This window comes from Thermococcus alcaliphilus (genome assembly GCF_024054535.1).
GTDB lineage: Archaea > Methanobacteriota_B > Thermococci > Thermococcales > Thermococcaceae > Thermococcus_A > Thermococcus_A alcaliphilus.
In genome coordinates this window covers 92404-112456 of sequence record NZ_JAMXLV010000016.1, presented here as the reverse complement: position 1 = coordinate 112456, position 20053 = coordinate 92404, and the positions used below count along the sequence as shown (strand labels likewise).

Sequence of the window (20053 nt, the reverse complement as noted above, 5' to 3'; positions counted from 1 at the left end):
GATTTGGCCCTTTGTTATAACCATCGGTGTTTGTATCTATTATGAAATGTGAACTCCCTCACCTTTGCCTCGCTCCCAACGTTGCCGTCCCACTTAAGGTGTGCCGAATACTCAAGGCGCTCCATACAATCACCGTTTTAAAATGAACGCCATTTCAAATAAAGCCTTTTTCCATGCAAATCTTAACGTTCGAAAGCCTTTTATATATCTCCAGGGAGTTAAAAATGGGATGAGAGGTGACCCACCACCATCACCACGGCGAGCTTAAGGGCAGAATGCTGTTTTCTTTCGTCCTCAACATAACGATAACACTAGCTGAAGTCATCGGCGGTATTCTTTCTGGGAGTTTGGCTCTCTTAAGCGACTCCCTCCACAACTTCAGCGACTCAATGAGCATCCTCGCGAGCTATTTGGCCATAAAGATTGGCGAGCGCGAGAGGAACGAAAAGTACACCTTTGGATATAAAAGAGCCGAAATCCTAGTTGCTTTTGTCAATTCTGCCGTCCTTGTTGGTGTAGCATTATTCCTCCTTGTTGAGGCCTATAAGCGGTTTAAAAACCCCGAACCCATAAATGGGCCTCTTATGCTTGGAGTAGCTTTAATAGGCCTTTTGGCCAACCTGATATCGGTTCTCCTGCTCCATGAGCATGCACACGAGAGCATGAACGTCCGCTCCGCTTATCTGCACTTATTGAGTGACACACTGTCTTCAGTCGCCGTTGTGGTAGGTGGAATAGCTATCATAAAGTGGAACATCCTCTGGATTGATCCGCTCATCACAGTCCTAATCTCGCTCTATATCCTCCGTGAGGGTTATGAAATTCTCAGGGAGAGTGTTGAAGTACTCATGGAGGCTTCACCAAATCTAAATTTTGAGGAGATAAAACGAGAGATTGAGAGCATCCCAGGTGTTAAGAATGCACACCACTTCCACGCTTGGAGGGTGGGAGAGAAGGAAATCCACTTTGAGTGCCACGTTGAGGTTAATGATATGCCCCTCAGCGAGGCCCAAAAGCTCATAGATGATATTGCGGAGAGACTCAAAAGCTTTGGAATAACTCACGTAACGATTCAGCTCGAAGCAGGAAGGTGTGGGGACAAGAACACAATCTGCGGTGGGGAGAGTGGTTAGGGTTGTGATTCCAACTTCAAAAGGCGGTCTTGACGATAAGATTCACAAAAGCCTTGTAAGGGCATATACCTTCACATTGGTGGAACTTGAGAATGGGGAAATCAAAGGTGTGAAAGTTCTGGAAAATCCCTATAAGGACAAGCCTTATGGTGCAGGCCCCAAAGTTGTCCTGTTTTTGGTCAGCAGGGGAGTAAACGTCCTTTTGACGCCAATGGACTGCCCGAAGGGAAAGGCGATACTTGAGGCAGGAGGGGTTAAAATAATCAAAGTAAAACCGGGAAAAAGAGTAAAGGAGGCAATCAAGAGTCTCCAAAGTAGCTTATAGCCCCCGTTGGGCATATTCTCTGGCAGCCTCTGCAGAACTCCACGCACTCCTCGGGTTTTACCACTTTGGGCTTGCCCTCGGAGGCATCATAAACCCCATGGGGGCAGAAGTTTGCACAAGTTAAGCAGCCGGTGCACTTGTCATAGTCGATTATTGGATACCAGTTGTCTGCCATTTTTATCCCTCCTGAGTATCAACGCTCATAGCTTCTTCAATTGCTTTGATTGCCTCTTCCGTGGTCATGTTCCTAATCTCTATTCCGATGAACTTGTGGTCATCGAATCCAAGCTCCTTAAACGTCCAGCCAAACATCTTCTTCTGCATAACTGGATCGCACCCAGCAACAAAGAGCTTCTCTATGTTCTCCCCGTTCTTAAGCAAAGCCCTCCAGAAGTTATCTCCATCCGTAGCGCAGAGCTGTGGGTGCAGAGCGACAAAGTCAACTTTCTTCTCCCTTCTGAAGTGGTTTAAAATCTCAAACACGTTCATCTTCTGGAAAGATGGGCACGTGCCCTGGCAAACACAGAGTATAAGACCCTTCATATGCATCACCAGCATAAATGAGAAAAAGTTCACTTAAAAAGATTTTCAAATGTAAAGGTTCTCAACCTAAGATTTAACGTTGAGTTTCATTCCAACCTTCTCCGCTATTGCCAGAGCGACTTTGAGAACATCTTCATCGCTTATGTCGAGGGTTGGCTGCTTGGCTATTCCGAAGTCCGTAACGGTAAAGCTGTGGTTTGTTTTTATCCCAGCTTTCTCCATAACCTTGGTTGCACACTTCATCGGACAGCCGTCTATGACGATTACTTTCTTTGCCCTTCTTCCTATGTTGAGGTGCATTTCCGAGCCGGCAGCAACGGCAGTTGTACAGCAGAGCCTTGCATTTTGGCCGGCATTGGTTAGCAAAACCCCAACCTCATGGCCTATTTTTCCTACACTTGCTGCTCCGGAGCATGTAAAGATTATGTCGAGGTTCTCAGCTTCTTTGTGGCAGCTGGGCAGAAATTTAGGAAGCTTTTCCATCTTAACTTCTTCGCTCATTTCGACCACCATTCATATTAAAATTTTTTCATTTAAAATCTTTTTCACATGTTTTGGTTCTCAACCAAGAGTTTTGGGCAAAGCTGTCCAGAAAACTTTAAATTCCATTCACATGAGACTTCTTTGATACACATGCTGCTCCTGAGAAACGTGACCTACTCAATAAACGGCAGGAAAATACTGGAAGAGATCAACATGAGGTTTAAGGAAGGCATGAGCTATTCTATCCTAGGCCCTAATGGGGCCGGGAAATCAACTATAGCCTACATTCTAATGGGGGTTATAAAGCCAACTGAAGGCAAAGTTCTGCTGGATGAGAGAGATATAACTCCCCTTAGCATAACGGAGAGGGCTAAGCTCGGGATTACCCTGCTCTGGCAGGAGCCGGCACGCTACGATGGAATTACGGTTGAGGAGTATCTCACACTGGGAGGAAAATTGAGCGTTGATAAAGAGGAAGTGCGGGAAGTTCTTGAGGTAGTTGGCTTACCGTATGAGCTCTATCATTCCAGGTTTGTTGATAAAAGCCTCAGCGGAGGGGAAAGAAAGAGAGTTGAACTTGCCTCTATCCTTCTCCTAAAGCCAAAATATGCGATCCTTGATGAACCCGATTCTGGACTGGACATAACGGCGGGAGAGTTAATAGATGATATTTTGGATCACCTGAGGAGGATTGGCACAACTGTGATCTTAATCACCCATCATGAGGACATTGCAAGGAAGACAGAGTTCAGCTACTTTGTGTGTGGTGGAAAAGTCATTAGAAAGGGATTTTCAGATGAGGTAGTTGAATACTACAAGAGAGCCTGTGGTAAGTGTCCACTTTTGGAAGTGGTGAGCGATGGTCATTAAAGTAGATAGAGTGAAAGAATACGAAGCGTTGGTAGAGATTTATGAAAAAGAAGGCCTCGATACATCTCTCTTCGGCGATAGGATAGCGGCGATAATAATAAGCGGAGAAAAAATAGTCGGATTAAACAACGTTGAGGGCGTTGAAATAGTTGGAGAGGAGATAGAAAACGGGGTAAAAGCAAGCATAAAAATCAAAGATAATGTTGAACTCCCCTTCCCAATCCATCTGTGCACAGGATTTCTAAAAAATGAGGGCTATCAGAAGGTTGTTTTTGACATAACAGTGGGAAAAGCCTCAAAGGTTAAATTCCTCTCCCACTGCATCTTTCCCTATGCAAAGAATTTCACCCATGATGCGTATGCAAAGATCAAAATTGATGAAGGTGCTCAGGTTGTTTATGAAGACGAGCACGTGCACGGAGAAGGAGTGAGAATGATCAGCAAAACAGAGGTTGAAGTTGGGAGAAAAGGGAGGTATACTGGGAAGTTTTCTCTAACAAAGCATCGTGCCAGAGAGCTTAAGCTTGAAATGGAGGTTAAACTGGATGATTATGCTGTGGCGGAACTTGTTTCCAAGGTAAAGGCTGTTAAAGACGATTCTGTTGAGGTTAAGGAGATTGCGTATTTGAGTGGGAATCACTCGCGGGCAAACCTGAAGACTACGGTCATAGCGTTTGATAATGCAAGGGCAAATGTAATAAATGAAGCCTACGGTCTCGGAGACTATGCAAAAGGTCATGTAGAATGTCACGAGATAGTTAAAGGGAATGCAGACGTCCAAACGGTTCCACTCCTGAGGGTAAAGAACGACAAAGCTGAACTCACCCATGAGGCTTCGATAGGAAGGATAAACGAGGCTCAGCTCATGCAGCTAATGGCGAAAGGCCTGAGCGAAGAGGAAGCAGCGGAGCTTATAATCAAGGGGCTTCTGAGGGAATGATTGTGTGATATTTTTATTTTCTAACACTGTATTAAAAAGTATTAAAAAGTGATCATTTGCACCCTTCTTCACACTCTCCTTTGTGCTCCTTTTCCCTTTCTATCTTCTCTTTCCAGTAAGGGTCTACTTCGAGAACTTGGTGAATAAATGCCTCAACAACATCCTTGATCTTTCCATAAGCTCCGGTAACAACTTCGATGCCAAGCTGGTTGAAGTAGTCTATTGCTCTCCTCCCCATTCCGTAAGCTAGAACTACCTCGGCATTGTGTTCCTTGATAAAGTTTGGCAAATCTCCTGGGCTATGTTCATCAAAGGGCACTTCAACAACCTCTACGTTCTTTGTTTTTCCCTCTTCAACATCAACAAAAACAAAGTACTCAGCCCTTCCAAAGTGCCTACTTACGTTGCTTTCTAAGCCCCTGTTATCCTCGGCGGGTATTGCAATTCTCATGTACATCACCAAAAATGGATGAAGTTTGATGCATATAAAGTTTGTGCATATGCACAGAAATCACAATAGGAAAGCTTATCAGATTTGAGAGCGTATATTATTTGAGGGATATCCATGACCGAGATAAAGCACGTAAAAATTGGGGAGGATAAGTTTAGGATTACGGAGGAGGAAGTTGCCAGAAGGGAGCTTAAGGTTACAAAGATAAGTGACGATGTCATTCAGGTGCAGGAAGAGGTTCATGGCATTATAGCCCTTGTGGGTGCTGTAAGCAGCGTTAACATCAAGAAAGAAGAGCTTAAAGAACTTATAAAGGTCGCAAAAGAGGAATTCGGCTGGACTGATATCTGCTGAACCTTTTACCCTTTTCTTCTTTGGTATCATTGGGAGTGATATATTTTATGGTGGTAAAATTTTATAAGATCGAAAGTAAACGTATTATTGGTGATGTCACATGGCAGTTGGAGAAAAGATAACTATCAGCGTGATAAAGGCTGATATTGGCGGATGGCCGGGACACTGCAAGGTTCATCCAGCCCTTATCGAGAAGGCTAATGAGCTTTTGGGTAAGGCAAAAGAGGAAGGGACAATAATTGATTTCTACGCCACATACTGCGGTGATGATTTGCAGCTTATCATGACGCATAAGCACGGTGTTGACAGTGAGAAAATACACGGTCTAGCTTGGAACGTGTTTAAAGAAGCAACTGAGATAGCAAAAGAACTCGGTCTCTACGGAGCTGGTCAGGATTTACTTAAAGATGCCTTCAGTGGGAACGTTAGAGGAATGGGCCCAGGAGTGGCCGAGATGGAGATTACCCTAAGAAAAAGCGAGCCTATCGTTACATTCCACATGGATAAGACAGAGCCGGGAGCATTCAACCTGCCGATCTTTAGAATGTTTGCCGATCCCTTCAACACTGCTGGACTGGTCATTGATCCCCACATGCACATGGGCTTTAGATTTGAGATATGGGATATAAAGGAGCACAAGAGAGTTATTATGAACTCGCCGGAGGAGCTTTACGACATTTTAGCACTGATAGGTGCAAAGTCAAGATACGTAATAAAGCGCGTGTATCCAAAGAAAGGGCACAAGCTTCCCGAAGATGAGCCGGTTGCCGTTATAAGCACCGAAAAGCTTTACGAAATTGCTGGCGAATACGTAGGAAAAGACGACCCAGTGGCAATAGTAAGGGCTCAAAGTGGTCTTCCTGCCCTTGGAGAAGTCTTGGAGCCATTTGCATTCCCGCACCTTGTGAGTGGATGGATGAGAGGAAGTCACAACGGCCCAATAATGCCCGTTCCCCTCAAGTATGCAACTCCCTCAAGATTCGATGGACCTCCAAGGGTTGTAGCGTTAGGATGGCAGATCAACAAGGATGGAAAGCTGATAGGTCCGGTTGACCTCTTTGAGGATGTGGCATTTGATGAGGCAAGAAAGAAGGCATTGGAGATTGCAGATTACATAAGGAGACATGGACCCTTTGAACCACATCGCCTACCGCTTGAGGAGATGGAATACACAACTTTGCCAGGTGTTTTAGAGAAGCTTAAGGACAGATTTGAGCCGGTTTGATCTTCCTTTGCTAATTTTCTTTTTTGGTTCTAAAGAATCTATGAAATTCACTTGCATTATCCAAAAATCTTAAATAATTTGCTCTTTTACATAACACCCAGAGTGATATGGGAGGGAGGGATATGAGGTTTTCAGTGCTTAAGATAAACCTCGATGAAAAGAAAGTTGAAAGTGAAGAATTTGAGCGAGAGGGTATTTATGGCATAATTGATTATGCCTTGTACTTGCACGATGAAGTTTATAAAACCCACGAGCTCAAGAATCCCTATGATCCGAGGAACGTCATGATTTTTGGAAAAGGACCTTTTGCTGGTTCCTGTCTCCCTGGTTCTCATAGGATGACTTTTGTTTACAGATCACCCCAGTACGGAGGGGTTTTCCCATCAACTATAGGTGGTGCGGCTTATCAGTTTCAGAGGGTTGGAGTAGATTTTGTGGTTCTTGAGGGCAAAAGGGAAAAGCCCACAGTGATAGTGCTTTCCAATGACGGAGAAAACCTGAATGTTGAGCTCCACGAGATAGAGCTTGAAAAGGTAATCGAAATATGGAAGGATTACAAAGGGGAAGAGGGAGTTTATGCTCTCACTCAATACCTCATAGATAACTTCCATGAGAAGTTTGATGGAATGGAGTATAGAATAGCTTGTGTTGGGCCTGCTTCTCTAAATACACATATGGGAGCAGTGTTCTCTCAAACTTTGAGAAACGGCAAAAGAGTTGTCGGAAGTGAGGATTGGGCTGCTAGGGGAGGAACTGGGAGCGTTTTGTTGAGGGCTCATAACGTTGTTGCCATAATATTTGGAGGAAAGGCAAGGAAGAAGTTCCCAAAAGAGGACATAAGCAATATAAGGGTGGCAAAGCCGATAGTGGAGGGCATTCACAAGAAACCTATGAATGAAGTCATATCGGAAAAAACTGTGAAATATAGATACAATCCCAAGCTCAAGACGGGAGGAACCTTTGGAGGGAACTATCCAGCCGAGGGAGATTTCGTGCCCATACTCAACTGGCAGATGCCATATATCCCAAAAGAAGAGCGTATTAAAATCCACGAGAACATAATGAAATACTACTGGGAGCCCTTTAATAAAGAGGCAATAGAACCCAAAAACTGGACTAACTGTGGGGAACCCTGTCCAGTGGTGTGTAAGAAATACGCCAACGGTCACCACATAGAGTACGAGCCGAGAGAAGCTAACGGGCCTTTAAGCGGTGTAATAACCCTTAGGGCAAGTGATATAAGCGTTCACGCCGTTGATGCTATGGGGTTTGATGCCATCAGCTTTGGAGGTACTGTTGCATGGGTTTTGGAACTGGTCTATAGAGGTTTGCTCAAGCCAGAAGAAGTTGGAATTAGCGACAAACCCGAATTTGATAAGGATTCTCTTCTCTTAAAGCCCGTTGAGACTAGTGAAAAGAATGCCAAGCTTGTTGCTGAATTAGCCCATAGGGTTGCTTTTGCTGAAACGGAAATTGCTAAGATAATTGGGGAAGGTATAAGGAGAGCTAGTGAGGTACTCGATGAGAAGTTTAAGGACAGACTGAGCTATGGGGAAAGCTTCAAAGACTATGGAGTTTACACACCCATAGGAATAAACGGGGAGATGGTACCCACTATGTACTGGGCTATTGGGAACTACATTCCTTTACCAATCCAAGGTCGCTACTGGACTTTCTATCAGTTTGGAGTATTCCTTGAGCCTGAAGAGCTTGCAAATAAGATAGTCGCCAATGCCCTTTATGAATACTGGTATGACAACGTTGGTTGGTGCAGGTTCCACCGCGGATGGGCAAAGCCTGTATTGAAGGCACTCTTCATGGAAGCTTATGGAGAGAATGTAGACATGGAAGAACAAGCCAAGAAAACAATAAGAAAACTTGTCAATTTCCTCAAAAAGGCTGGCTATGAACCAGTTTTCTGGGATTCAATGAGAGTTATAGATCTTGTTGCAAAAGGAGCCGAGGAGTTTGGCAACGAAAGATGGGCAGAGCAGTTTAAGAAAGACAAAGTTGTGACAGCAAAGGAGTACCTTAGAAGGGTTTTGGCAGAATACAGCAGAATTTTAGGAGTTGATTGGACGCTTTAATTTTTCACTTTGTCTTGTCTAAAAAAGAGGTGGTAAAGATGTTGAAGGAGCCGATTATAGCCATAAATTTTAAGACGTATATTGAGGCCACCGGAGAGAGGGCTTTAAAAATAGCCAAGGCGGCAGAAAAAGTTTACAAAGAAACCGGAATAACAATAGTCGTGGCACCACAGTTGGTCGATCTTTATAGAATCGCTCAAGAAGTTGAAATTCCGGTTTTTGCTCAGCACATAGATCCAATAAAGCCCGGCAGTCATACAGGCCACGTTTTGCCGGAGGCAGTAAAAGAGGCCGGAGCCGTTGGGACTTTACTCAACCACTCTGAAAACAGAATGATCCTCGCGGATTTGGAGGCTGCAATAAGAAGGGCTGAGGAAGTTGGCTTAATGACAATGGTCTGCAGCAACAACCCTGCAGTTAGCGCGGCAGTTGCCGCTCTAAATCCGGATTACGTTGCTGTTGAGCCTCCAGAGCTGATCGGCACTGGAATCCCGGTTAGTAAGGCAAAGCCTGAGGTAATAACCAACACGGTGGAGCTTGTTAAGAAGGTAAACCCAGATGTTAAGGTTCTTACTGGAGCTGGTATCTCAACTGGAGAGGATGTTAAGAAGGCTCTAGAATTGGGGACGGTTGGAGTTCTCTTGGCAAGCGGTGTCACAAAAGCCAAAGATCCAGAAAAGGCAATAAGAGACCTGGTATCACTCATAATTTAGCCTTTAAGAATCATTAAATCGGCTTCAATGTCCTCTAAGGATGCATTCCATCCCCCCACTACGTACCTTTTTCCATCTTTTGTCTCGATGGTTATGTTTGAGATTACCTTTCCTTCACTTTCGAAGAAGTCGATTATCTTTCCAGTCAAATGAACAGGCTCTCGACTCTTCACGAACTTTCCGTGCACTTCTATTTCGCTCCCGATTAGGTTGTGGTCTCTTATGTCCTCCACAAGGGACCTGATGTGTATGTAACTCTTTGGAAGTTTTATCTTCCCTTTCTTCTTGTAAATTAGTTCCCCAGTGGGCCACAGTGCATGGTAGAAATATCTATCGAGCATGAAAAGAAGGTTTTTGTCTTTTATTATTAAGGCGTAGCCCTTTATTGTTTGCTCTTTTGATTTGAAGGCTTCGGGAGGGGCATAAATGCCTAATGCCTTGTCCTGTATTAGTATTATTGGGTCTTCTACTTCTCTTACCCTGATTTTATCTGCGATTTTTGGAACTTCTTTTTCTCCGTACACAAATAGGTCAATTGTAACTTCCCTGCTTTTTGTCTTTAGAAGTGGTGCTACTTTTTCCAAAAGCTGTGAGGGGATTGCAAGGGAGAGATGGTACTTGACGTTCTTTATTGCCTCCTTTATGTAGTTCTCCAAGGTTGTTTTGCTTTTTACCACTATTACTTCTCTGTGACTTTCATGGGGGTTGTACATGGCTTTTAATTCTTTTTTTGCAAGCTCTACCTTTTTCAGGTAGCTCTTCTCCATTGCTCCTAGAACTTTCTCTGGATCGAGTGGAACTATCTTCTTTGGTCTTTCACTTGTTACTGCAACAAAGCCCTTGCCCATTAAACTCCGCACAACGTCGTATATCCTTGGCTGAGGGACTTTTGAGAGGGAGGCGAGCTCGCCCGCTGTGAGGGGTCCTTGCTTGATTAAAGTAAGGTATGCATTGACCTCATATTTGTTCAATCCCAACTCCTTCAAGAGCGCCTTGAGCTCGCCTTCCTCCATTTACTTTCCCTCATATTATGGCTTTTTCAGTGTTCTTGTCAAATACGTGGATGTTATCCAAGTCAATCACTATTTTAACCTTACTCCCGACCTCAAGGGGTATATGTCCTGGGAGCTTTACCTTTATGATTTGTCCGTTTCCTATATTGGCATGGACAATCGTATCTGTTCCTAGAGCCTCAATGAAGTCAACTGTTCCCTCTATTGTTGTGCTTCTCTTCACGTGCTCTAGAGATGAGACGCCTTCTATGGTCATGTGTTCAGGTCTTATACCGAAGACAACTGTTTTGTCTATGTACTTCTCTAGGAGCTCTTTAAAGTCCCTTGAAAGTGGAATTTCGAACCCTTCTCCTTCTAGGATAATGGAATCGTCCTTCTCTTTAACACTTACCTCAAGTAGGTTCATCTCCGGAGCGCCTATGAATGTTGCAACGAATATTGAGTTTGGCTTCAAATAAACCTCCGTTGGAGGCCCGACTTGAAGGAGCTTTCCTTGGTTCATCACCGCTATCCTATCGCCCATTGTCATGGCCTCAACTTGATCATGGGTAACATATATTGTGGTGACCTTTAACTTTGTTTGGAGTTTCTTGATTTCTGCCCTCATTGCAACTCTGAGCTTTGCATCGAGGTTGGAGAGTGGCTCATCCATGAGTAAAACATTTGGCTCAACCACTATTGCCCTTGCAACGGCAACTCTCTGTCTCTGCCCACCACTGAGCTGGGCAGGATACCTATCGAGAAGCTCCTCTATTTGGAGTAGTTCCGCAGCCCATTTGACCTTTTTGTCTATCTCCTCTTTTGGATACTTCTTAATCTTCAATGGGAATGCTATGTTGTCGTAAACCGTCATATGGGGCCATACGGCATAGCTCTGGAAAACCATCGATATGTTTCTGTCTTTGGGGGGAAGGTAAGTAACGTCCTTGTCTCCAAACCATATCTTTCCATCTGTTGGTGTTTCTAAGCCTGCTATCATCCTAAGTGTTGTCGTTTTTCCACAGCCACTCGGTCCGAGGAGTACGAGGAATTCTCCGTCTTTTATGGTTAGGTTTATTCCATCAACAGCCTTTACCTTTCCGTTGTCAAAATACTTCTTGAGGTTCTCAAGCCTGACTTCCACCATTTTTCACACCTCATTTTAGTGTTATACCCCACATTGTTACCAGATACTTCCTAGCAAAGAATATGAACGTTATAGCGGGTATTATCATGATGAATGCCGCTGCGAACTTGTAGTAATCTGGTGCTGCCCCTCCGCTCGCTCCAGCCATTATTGACAGAATTTGGGCTGGTAACGTTCTGTGGGAGAGAGTTAAAATTGACGCTACAAAAACCTCGTTCCACGACATGACGAAGGTGAACATAGCTGCAGCCGCTAAACCTGGTAATGCTAAGGGCAGGGTAATTCTAAAGAACGAGCCTAGTCTTGTAAGTCCAAACACCATGCCGGCTTCCTCAAGCTCAGTTGAAACACCTGCAAAGATGCTTGAGGTTATTAGCACTACAAAGGGAAGCGCCATTGCCGTATGGGCGAGTGCAACTCCTAGTAGGGTATCGATGAGGTTGAGCTTTATATAAAGGATTACGAGGGGAATTGCCATTACAGGTATTGGGAACATTCTAAGAGCCACTATAGACAGCTTTATGGTGTCCTTTCCGGGGAAGATAAACTTTGCAACTGCATAACCAGCAGGAATTCCAAGGGCAAAGCTTATGGCTATTGTGATTAATGCCACAATAACGCTGTTCTTAATACCATCTAACGCCCCGAGTGTGAAAAGAAGGGTTTTAACGTATTTTACTGTGAAGCTTGTTGGGAAGATCTTCTTGGGGTCATAGTAATCTCTGGGAAGTGCGAAGCCATAGAGTGTTGAGATTATTATTGGGATTATTATCCAAGCGACCACAGTAAAAATAAACGTATAGAAGGCTAGCCTTTTTAGCATGAACTTTGTTTCGTCGTTCATCTTCTCACCTCCAGGTATTCGGCCTTCATGAACTTAATATAGAGTGCTCCAAGCAGTATTGAAAGCCCCGCTATTACCAAGGCGTAGATGGATGCTACATCGTATTCTTTGAGTTCTGTTAGTCTGTAAAAGCCTTCTCCAGCTAGAATCGGAATGTCTCTTCCGGCTAGAATCCACACAATACCGAATATCTGCATTGCGAAAAGGGTTCTGATTATCAAAGCACTCTGGATGCTTGGCTTTAAGAGGGGAATCACTATCTTCCTCAGCCTTGTCCAGTAATCTGCTCCAAAGACCTCTGCTGCCTCTAGATACTCGTGGCTTATCATCTGAAGCCCGGCGAGAATTATAACAAAAACTATTGAGGTTGCCCTCCAAAGCTCGGCTAAAACAATAGCCAAAAATTCCATATGACGATATTGATACCCAAAAAAGTAGATGGGCTGATGGATAAGTCCAATATTCAGAAGAAGCTTATTCAAAAATCCGCTTGGGGAAAGCATGGAATACCATATCAAACCCGCAGCTACATCGCTTATAGTTAACGGGATCGTGAGGGCATAAATAGTAAAATCTTTCCCTTTAAACGCCCTATTAACAGCAAGGGCCAATATAAGGGCTAACCCAACTTGAGTTGGGACAATAACTCCCGCAAGGGCTATGGTATATTTTAAGGCATCCCAAAAATAAGGATCGGCAAATGTTTTTCTAACAGTTGCAAGGGAGAATTGTCCGTTTTGGGTAAACGCAGTATAGAGGGCTTGAACAAGAGGATACCCAACAAAAAACAGCAGATACGCAAATGCAGGTAAAATTAAAAAATAAGGAATGTAGGAGGATTTAACCTTCATGGTACCTCCCTCATGGAATCTCTTGTCCCATCTCTTGGAAGAGCTGCTTTACTTGTGGACCGAGTTCTTTAACTACTGCTTCTGGGTCTTCACCTTTGAGAACAATTCTCTCAAAGGCAGTTCTGTAAGCGTTTGTGAACTGTCCTCCCTTTTCACCGAGGTTTGGAATCATTGCTACTACCGCATCTGGAGTTGCAGATTGAGCTGCAACACCTTCGGCGAGTATCTTGAGTGGTCCACTTGGGATAGCTCCCGTTGCTTCTTGGACTGTTGGGAAGAATCCAACGTTCTCAAGGATCTTTACTTGTGTTTCTGGCTTTGTGAGGTAATCAATTAACTTCCATGCTTCATCTGGGTGAGGAGCGTTCTTTGGAATTGCCAATCCGGCAACTACAAGGATGAATCCTCTTCCCTTTGGTCCCCTTGGAACTGGGACTACTACGAACTGATCTGGGTTGGTTTCTATTGCGTTCTTTATTCTTGCGGTGTGATCCCAGGCGATCATAACTTCCCCTCTAAGGAGTGGCTCACCCATAGCGTCCCATGTTGTACTTGCTGGGTTGACGTATTGCCAGAGCTCTCTAAGGTATTTCCACATTTCTACAGCCTCTGGACTGTCGAAGTTCTTAGCCTGGTAGCCGGTAAAGCTTGGGTAGATGTAACCGTGGAGGAATCTGTGCAAGAGACCCTTTGGTCCAGCTGGGAAGCCGAGCTGTGGTTGGCCAGTGGCTTCCTTCAAGTTCTTGGCCCATTCAAGAAGAGCATCGTATGTCCACTTCTCAGTTCCCTTCATAACGTCTTCCTTTGTAAGTCCTGCTGGAAGGTAGTCAAAGGCTTTCTTGTTTACCACCATTACATAGGTGGCACTCATCCATGGGATGTAAACTTTCTTTCCGTTTATGGTTGCATATTTCTCAAAGGTGCTTATGAAGGTTCTTCCTTCAAGTTTTCTTCCGCTTAGGTCTTCAAGCCATCCCTTGGAAGCGAAGAAGTCCAATCCACCGTGGAGATCGGCTATCAGATCGATAGTTACCTTACCTGCTTTTTCCTCCGCCTCAAGTCTTGTAGCTAGATCGGTATAGCTGATAGGTACAAAGTTTACATCAATTCCCGTTTGATCCTTAAACTCTTTAACTAATTGCTCCTGTACAAAAGCCCTCTCCTCTGGGGGGTTTAGCTGTGTTGAAAGCCATGTTACTGTGACTTTTTCGGTGGTTGTTTGGGTAGTTTGTGTTGTGGTTTGTTGCCCCCCAATGCACCCACTTACTATCGCTCCTAAAAGAACCAAAACCAAAACTCCTGCCAACCTTACCTTTCGGCTCATGCCTTATCACCTCTGAATTGCTCATCCTAATTTTGCTAACTCAAAATATATAAATCTTGTGATATAAACCACTTTTTGTAGTTGTATTTAAAATGTGAAAATGGAAACTCAGAGTTTGATAACTTTTCCAGTTTTTGAAGACTCATAAGCGGCTAGAATTATCTTTAGGTTCTTTTTGGCGATTTCTCCAGTTATTGGTGGCTCTTTGTCTTCTATTATCGATTCTAAGAATGAGTTCACTATGCCATTGACATCGGCTCTCTCCCAGTATATCTTTTCCGCTCTGTCTTGATACACGGTAAAGTCGGGATATGCAGTTCTGACATCAAGGAATCCCTCCTTTCCGAGTATGTAGTACTTGATTTCCAGTCCATATGAGTATCCCTTCGGATTGCCCCATCCAGCGTTTAGAACTGCCATGACCCCATTCTTGAATCTAAGCACCGCAGTGCCTATATCATCTACCGGGAATCCATATATTTTTGAGCCAATGTCCGCGTAAACGCTCTTTGGTTCGCTGTTTGTAAGCCAGAGAAGAGAATCTATCCCATGTGGTGCAGTGTCCATAAATCCACCGCCGCCTGCTTTTTTAACGTCTAAGAACCAGCTCATATCCAAGCCTTCAAGGAATATTGGGGGCTTTACGTACTCCGAGATTGAATATATGTACTCCAGATCTCCTATCTCCCCGGCTTCTATCATTGCTTTTGCCTTTCTAAGAGGCGTTGTGAACCTTGGATTAAAGGGAACCATGAGTTTTACATCGGCTTTTTTAGCTGCTTTAATAATTTCATCGGCGTCTTCAAGAGTTAAAGCAATGGGCTTTTCTAAAAGTATGTGCTTCCCTTCTTCGGCAGCTCTTATGGCAACCTCTTTATGTCTATAGGTTTCAATTGCTATGTACACGGCGTCTACCTTATTGTCTTTGAGGAGGACTTCGTAGTTTTGGTAAAATTTTGCCTTCAGCTTTTCTGCCTCTGACTTAGCCACGTCTCTGTTTGCTCCGTCACCAGATATTGCGTAGAGCCTTGCTTTTGGATTGGAGGCAAAAGTTGCTCCATACCTAAGCGCATGGGGATGAGCGTAGCTGATTATCCCAACATTTATCATTCTACCACCCCCTTAAACTCCAAGGGCTCTTCTCTCTTTGCTGATTCTATCGCTATTTCTGCCATTTGAAGGGCTATTAATGCGTCTTTTGCAGTTATTGAAGGTTCTTCCTCTCCCATTATTACTCTGAAAAAGTGTCTCAGCTCGGTTTCAAATGCCTCAGGAAATGCTGAGAGCAATGGTGAAAAGCGCGGCATCTCAAAGTGGCTCTTTACCACTCCAACAACCGGTGTGTCTAGGGGGGTGTATCTTATCCTTCCGTTCTTTCCTAGGATATCTAGGTGGTGGTAAAAGACCCCATAGCGGGCTGGATAAGAGTAAGCCCAGCTTACCTCTGCTAATCCGGTTTTGCCCCCTTCAAACTGTATCATCATCAAAAAGTGGTCATATGTTCCATTTACCTTTGCCTCTTTTCTTATGGCTTTTCCAATTCCAAGGATTTTTACAGGCTCACTCTCGAAGTACCACCTGAGAAAATCTGTAACATGGACTCCTAGGTCTATTGCAACCCCTCCTCCTTTATTGGGCTTCCAGTACCATGCAGTCTCTGGAAACGGCAGTCTTTGAACTTCCGCTTTTCTTATCTGCATCGGTACTATGTTTCTCTTTTTTATCACTTCCTTTATCTGCACCCATCTCTTGTCGAATCTTCTGGTATGACCAACCAAAAGCCATAATTCTTCCTTTTCTGCGGTTTTTATCATCTTTTGAGCTTCTTCAGTTGTAAGAGCTATGGGTTTTTCTACAATCACATGCTTACCGCTTTTTAGGGCTTTTATGGCCAGTTCAGCGTGAGTGTAAGTGGGGGTTAGGATTTCAACAACGTCTAAATCTAAATCGAGGAACTCATCTAAACTTGTGTACGGTTTTGCATTGAACTCTTTTGCAGCTTCTTTTGCCTTTTTCTCCTTTATATCCATGCAAGCGATGACTTTTATTTCCCTTAGGTTTTTGAGGGCGTTTTTATGGGCTAAATTGAATATATTTCCGCATCCTATTATTCCAACTTTCAGCTTCCCCATGGGGAATCCCTCATGGTTATTAAATACCAAAAGGTATTTAAGCATTTTTCATTTTAAACCACTATGAATGGTTGTATTTTGGTGATGGGCAATGAAAGTCATTGTAGGTATTCCAAGCTATAACAACGCTGATACAATTGGATACGTCGTTAGACAAGCCGCAGAAGGACTAAAAAGGTATTTTGGGGGAGGTTTAATTATCAATTCAGACGGTGGGAGTAAAGATGGTACAAGAGAAGTTGTCATGAAAACTCCAGTCCCTGAAGGCGTTGAAGTAAGGAGCTTGGTTTACAAGTGGCCAATACCAGGAAAAGGCAGTGCCATGAAAGAGGTCTTAGAGATAGCAAGGGAAGAAGGAGCCGATGCAGTGGTGTTTGTCGATAGTGACCTAAGGAGCATAACTCCAGAGTGGATTTACAAATTCGCCAAGCCAATTGAAGAGGGCTATCACTTCGTTGCCCCACTGTATTTAAGGCACAAATATGACGGGACAATAACCAACAACATAGCGTACCCAATGACAGCCTCTCTCTACGGATACAACGTCAGACAGCCAATAGGAGGAGACTTTGGAATCAGCGCAGAGCTTATAGACACCTATCTTGGCGATGAAGAAATTTGGAAAAGCGATGTAGCAAGGTTTGGAGTGGACATATTTCTGACCACTACTGCAATAGCGGAAGGCTTTAAAGTTATCCAGACAGCGCTGGGAGTTAAAATTCACGATCCAAAGGATCCAGCAGCTTCTCTAGGCCCAATGTTCAACCAAGTCGTGGGAACTCTATTTATGCTGATGCAAAAGTATGAGGATAAATGGAAAAACGTTAGGGATATAAAACCGGTTCCGGTTTTCGGAGAGATGGAAGTTAGAGAACCAGAGCCTGTCAAAGTCAGCTTAGACCTGTTAAAAGAAAGGGCAAGGAATCTTTTTGAGGAAAATAAGGAGATTTTGGAGAGGGCACTCTCAAAAGAAACGTTTGAGGAAGTTAAAGAGGCACTAAGAACGTTCGACTTCGATGACGTCCTATGGAGCCACGTTCTCTTTGATGGGGCAGTGGCATATAAAAACGGAATACTCAAAAATGCCGAACCTTTAGTGCCTCTCTACTTTGCAAAAACCGCAGACTTCGTGGAAAAAACAAAGGACATGACAACAGAAGAGGCAGAAAAACTAGTTCTGAAAAGAGCGGAGACATTCTTGAAGGAGAAAGACTACCTTTTAGAGAGATGGTAAGAGCGCTTCCATCTTCTCATATATTTTGCTTTCTTTTAGGACTTTCTCGACCTTCCACTTTGGGGTTCTCATTATACTCATCTCGTAAAAGCCCTCAAGGTTTCCCCAAAACTTCTTGGCAGCCATTGCTAAATAAATAACCTCTTTTGGTTTCAATTTTCGCTTTAAGTCTATGCATAAAATGTTGATGGCTCTCTCCAGCTTTTTGAAAGTTTTGTCACCTTCTAAAATCGCCAGCATAAAGTCTTCAATCGTTGGCTTTTGCCACTCCACACAGGGGCCGAGGTCTATCTTGCTCCCGATTAAGAGGGGAATGACTTCAGTTTTTCCAACTTTAAAACCTGCCTTGGTTTTACTATACTTGAAGGATGAGAGCTTGCCTATTATGGAATCCATCACGACTTTTTTGCTTTCATCTATGTCAATTGCAATGCCTATTTTCCCAACATGAAATTCAAAAACTTCCATTGCTCTCAAGAAGTTCCCAAGATTTCTTATTACTCCGGCGTTCCCTTCACTGGGGATTATGGCAATGTATCCGTTGTTCTTTATTAGCTCGTAGTTGTCTCTTTCGAAAAGCTTTTCAATTAGCACTAAATTAGGAGGAACTTCTCTGGCCTCTTTAAAGCCAAAGATCTTCTTATAGCTTGCTTTAAAGAACTTTGAATCGGTCTTCCCTTCACAGAAGAGAACGCTCACTTTTTCTGTGTTTGTTATCTCTGCCCCTCTCAGATCAAAATCAAGGTACTTCCTCAGCTCATAAGCTTCTTTGAAGGTTAACCCTTTACCCGTGTTTGAGTAAATTAAGACATGTCCTTCCCCTTGAAATTTCTTCAGTATGAGATCAATAAGCTCCAAGCTTGCGGTTACAATCACTTCGTCGCCCTTTAGCTTATTAACGAATTCCCTAAGTTTTTCTCTGTTTTTTCCATACTCTGGGAATAAAATTTTTTCAAAATTTCTATCCGTTAGAGCTTCATCGTATCTGTCTCCAGTAACTATTATCATCTACTTCACCAGATCAACAGCTATAGCCCCTATAACTGCAAAGGTACTCACAATGATTGTGGCGCTGATGTATTGTCCCAATGAAAAGTTTGCAATATTGGCTATGCCGTATAGGTATATCAAAAGGACTGAAGTCATGTAAGAGACAGCCGTAACGGTGAGCAATCTTTTAGGTATGTGGTGCCATTCTTCTTTTGCGATGTTTGAGAGTTTGGCTTTTGAAATAAAAAGGTAAGCCATTAAGAGGGTCATCAGAAAGATAGCAAGTGTTCGCCATATGTCTATTGTTTTTGCTATGTCCCAGATTTCCTCGGTAAAAAGGAACGGAAGGGAAAATGTCATTGCACCGATAATCTCCTGGACCACATCATCCCATCCAAGTTTATCGGGTTTGTTTTTCTTATCTAACTCTTCTTGTATCTCATCTACTTGCTTAGAGAGTTTTGCCATATTTTCGTTTAGCTTTTTAAGTTCGCTTTCCATTTTTTCACGCTCAGCCACTCTGGGGTCAATCATCTCTTCAGCATTGGATTCATTCATCATCGCACTATCTGAGTTATAAAAACTCATATAAAGCTTTTTATTTTTCTATGCCAAAAGTGTTTCTGGCGAGCTAGTATGGAAGAAGTCCTTCTCTTACTTATGGTGGGGCTCGGAGGTTTTATAGGTTCTTTGATGAGCGGAGGGAGTTTAATAACCTTATTTATCCTCACACTCTTCAATATTCCCGCAAAAACTGCTGTTGGAACATTAAAGATGATTATTGCGGCATTAACACTTGTGTCTTCTCTCACATACCTTAAAGCAGGCATTTTAAATCTAAAGACAGCTTTAACTATTGTGCTCTTTTCTCTGCTTGGCTCCTACATTGGTAGTGTTTTCTTGCTGAGTATTTCTGAGGAGGCCTCAAATTTTGTAGTGATGGTGTTTCTTATAATAGGGACATATTTTACATTAAAAGCGCCACAAGGGGAGCCTATGCTTAGTGGAAAGCTGTCTCAATCCATTGTGGGACTGGCAATTGGCATCTACATAGGTGTTTTGGGAATAGCCTCTACCCTTGTAGTAATCTCTCTCCTGAGGATGTTCTTTAGGGTAGACATTTTGAGGGCAAACGCAATGGCAAAGGTAATTATCTTCTTTAACAACTTTGTTGCGTTCATAAACTATGCAAAAAACGGCAGTGTGGATTATTCTATTGGGATGCTTCTTATGTTGCCCGTCATTATTGGTTCATGGCTAGGTGCTAAGACTGCTCTTAAAATGGATCCCAAGTACCTCAAAGGGGTATTTGTTGGCATTTCTCTGCTGACCTTGGTTAATCTATTAAAAAACTTGAGTTAGCCTCTTAAAATTCTTTAAGACAATACAATTTAAGTCCTTCTGTAGTCTGGAAG

General features: G+C 43.3%; 23 protein-coding genes. 10 read left to right on the top strand and 13 right to left on the bottom strand.

Annotated elements, in window-relative coordinates; genetic code table 11:
• The first annotated feature begins 275 nt into the window (after positions 1–275).
• Together NF859_RS02365 and NF859_RS02360 are read left to right on the top strand one after the other, a co-directional pair.
• A complete protein-coding gene (locus tag NF859_RS02365) occupies positions 276–1133 on the top strand; it encodes a cation diffusion facilitator family transporter (RefSeq protein ID WP_252742895.1) in 858 nt (285 codons plus the stop codon).
• Positions 1126–1458 (top strand): NifB/NifX family molybdenum-iron cluster-binding protein, encoded by a 333-nt coding sequence (locus tag NF859_RS02360; protein WP_252742813.1) that lies wholly within the window; start codon positions 1126–1128, stop codon positions 1456–1458. Before NF859_RS02365 ends, NF859_RS02360 begins: the two co-directional genes overlap by 8 nt.
• Here the strand turns inward: NF859_RS02360 and NF859_RS02355 are convergent.
• The 3 genes from NF859_RS02355 to NF859_RS02345 are packed head-to-tail and all read right to left on the bottom strand — an operon-like array spanning position 1433 to position 2502.
• Positions 1433–1633 carry an ATP-binding protein gene (locus NF859_RS02355; protein ID WP_252742812.1) on the bottom strand — a complete coding sequence of 67 codons (201 nt, stop codon included), beginning with the start codon at positions 1631–1633 and terminating at the stop codon, positions 1433–1435. The genes NF859_RS02360 and NF859_RS02355 overlap by 26 nt on opposite strands.
• A 2-nt stretch (positions 1634–1635) precedes the next feature.
• Positions 1636–2007, bottom strand: coding sequence for a heterodisulfide reductase subunit A-like protein (locus NF859_RS02350; protein ID WP_252742894.1), 372 nt, complete (start codon positions 2005–2007; stop codon positions 1636–1638).
• A 60-nt stretch (positions 2008–2067) separates the two neighbouring features.
• Entirely contained in the window at positions 2068–2502 is a 435-nt protein-coding gene (locus NF859_RS02345; protein WP_435371994.1) for a putative zinc-binding protein, read from the bottom strand.
• A 132-nt stretch (positions 2503–2634) separates the two neighbouring features.
• On the opposite strand from NF859_RS02345, the gene NF859_RS02340 reads away from it, so the two are divergent.
• On the top strand, positions 2635–3354 hold the full coding sequence (locus NF859_RS02340) for an ATP-binding cassette domain-containing protein (RefSeq protein ID WP_252742893.1): 720 nt from the start codon (positions 2635–2637) through the stop codon (positions 3352–3354).
• Entirely contained in the window at positions 3344–4294 is a 951-nt protein-coding gene (locus NF859_RS02335) for a SufB/SufD family protein (RefSeq protein ID WP_252742810.1), read from the top strand. Before NF859_RS02340 ends, NF859_RS02335 begins: the two co-directional genes overlap by 11 nt.
• Positions 4295–4346: 52 nt before the next feature.
• Here the strand turns inward: NF859_RS02335 and NF859_RS02330 are convergent, their stop codons facing one another.
• Positions 4347–4745, bottom strand: a complete 399-nt coding sequence (locus NF859_RS02330) for a NifB/NifX family molybdenum-iron cluster-binding protein (protein WP_252742892.1) — start codon at positions 4743–4745, stop codon at positions 4347–4349.
• Positions 4746–4859: 114 nt separating this feature from the next.
• Between NF859_RS02330 and NF859_RS02325 the strand changes: the two genes are divergently transcribed.
• The 4 genes from NF859_RS02325 to tpiA all read left to right on the top strand — a co-directional run bounded on the left by NF859_RS02325 (position 4860) and on the right by tpiA (position 9124).
• Positions 4860–5099 (top strand): hypothetical protein, encoded by a 240-nt coding sequence (locus NF859_RS02325; protein ID WP_004068029.1) that lies wholly within the window; start codon positions 4860–4862, stop codon positions 5097–5099.
• A 100-nt stretch (positions 5100–5199) separates the two neighbouring features.
• On the top strand, positions 5200–6324 hold the full coding sequence (fbp, locus tag NF859_RS02320) for a fructose-1,6-bisphosphate aldolase/phosphatase (protein ID WP_004068030.1): 1125 nt from the start codon (positions 5200–5202) through the stop codon (positions 6322–6324).
• A 122-nt stretch (positions 6325–6446) separates the two neighbouring features.
• Complete coding sequence (gene gor / locus NF859_RS02315) at positions 6447–8411, top strand: glyceraldehyde-3-phosphate:ferredoxin oxidoreductase (RefSeq protein ID WP_252742809.1); 1965 nt, start codon at positions 6447–6449, stop codon at positions 8409–8411.
• 38 nt (positions 8412–8449) lie between these two features.
• Entirely contained in the window at positions 8450–9124 is a 675-nt protein-coding gene (gene tpiA / locus NF859_RS02310; RefSeq protein ID WP_252742808.1) for a triose-phosphate isomerase, read from the top strand.
• Here the strand turns inward: tpiA and NF859_RS02305 are convergent.
• The 7 genes from NF859_RS02305 to NF859_RS02275 form a co-directional block, all read right to left on the bottom strand.
• Complete coding sequence (locus tag NF859_RS02305; protein ID WP_252742807.1) at positions 9121–10137, bottom strand: TrmB family transcriptional regulator; 1017 nt, start codon at positions 10135–10137, stop codon at positions 9121–9123. The two genes, tpiA and NF859_RS02305, sit on opposite strands and share 4 nt — an antisense overlap.
• Before the next feature lie 10 nt (positions 10138–10147).
• Positions 10148–11263, bottom strand: a complete 1116-nt coding sequence (locus tag NF859_RS02300; protein ID WP_252742806.1) for an ABC transporter ATP-binding protein — start codon at positions 11261–11263, stop codon at positions 10148–10150.
• A 10-nt stretch (positions 11264–11273) separates the two neighbouring features.
• Positions 11274–12107: a carbohydrate ABC transporter permease gene (locus NF859_RS02295; RefSeq protein WP_252742805.1), complete on the bottom strand. Its 834-nt coding sequence runs from the start codon at positions 12105–12107 to the stop codon at positions 11274–11276.
• Positions 12104–12958 carry a carbohydrate ABC transporter permease gene (locus NF859_RS02290; protein ID WP_252742804.1) on the bottom strand — a complete coding sequence of 285 codons (855 nt, stop codon included), beginning with the start codon at positions 12956–12958 and terminating at the stop codon, positions 12104–12106. Before NF859_RS02290 ends, NF859_RS02295 begins: the two co-directional genes overlap by 4 nt.
• A gap of 10 nt (positions 12959–12968) precedes the next feature.
• Positions 12969–14282 carry an ABC transporter substrate-binding protein gene (locus NF859_RS02285; protein WP_252742803.1) on the bottom strand — a complete coding sequence of 438 codons (1314 nt, stop codon included), beginning with the start codon at positions 14280–14282 and terminating at the stop codon, positions 12969–12971.
• Between the two features lie 108 nt (positions 14283–14390).
• Positions 14391–15392 carry a Gfo/Idh/MocA family protein gene (locus tag NF859_RS02280; RefSeq protein ID WP_252742802.1) on the bottom strand — a complete coding sequence of 334 codons (1002 nt, stop codon included), beginning with the start codon at positions 15390–15392 and terminating at the stop codon, positions 14391–14393.
• Entirely contained in the window at positions 15389–16414 is a 1026-nt protein-coding gene (locus tag NF859_RS02275) for a Gfo/Idh/MocA family protein (RefSeq protein WP_252742801.1), read from the bottom strand. The genes NF859_RS02280 and NF859_RS02275 overlap by 4 nt, the downstream gene beginning before the upstream one ends.
• A 91-nt stretch (positions 16415–16505) precedes the next feature.
• On the opposite strand from NF859_RS02275, the gene NF859_RS02270 reads away from it, so the two are divergent.
• Entirely contained in the window at positions 16506–17648 is a 1143-nt protein-coding gene (locus NF859_RS02270; protein WP_252742800.1) for a glycosyltransferase, read from the top strand.
• Here NF859_RS02270 and NF859_RS02265 read toward each other — a convergent pair.
• Together NF859_RS02265 and NF859_RS02260 are read right to left on the bottom strand one after the other, a co-directional pair.
• Positions 17634–18656: a DUF3226 domain-containing protein gene (locus NF859_RS02265; RefSeq protein ID WP_252742799.1), complete on the bottom strand. Its 1023-nt coding sequence runs from the start codon at positions 18654–18656 to the stop codon at positions 17634–17636. The genes NF859_RS02270 and NF859_RS02265 overlap by 15 nt on opposite strands.
• Positions 18657–19199 carry a DUF2391 family protein gene (locus tag NF859_RS02260; protein ID WP_353936090.1) on the bottom strand — a complete coding sequence of 181 codons (543 nt, stop codon included), beginning with the start codon at positions 19197–19199 and terminating at the stop codon, positions 18657–18659.
• 75 nt (positions 19200–19274) lie between these two features.
• Here NF859_RS02260 and NF859_RS02255 point away from each other — a divergent pair, with 75 nt between their 5' ends.
• A complete protein-coding gene (locus NF859_RS02255; protein WP_252742798.1) occupies positions 19275–20000 on the top strand; it encodes a sulfite exporter TauE/SafE family protein in 726 nt (241 codons plus the stop codon).
• Positions 20001–20053 lie beyond the last annotated feature (53 nt).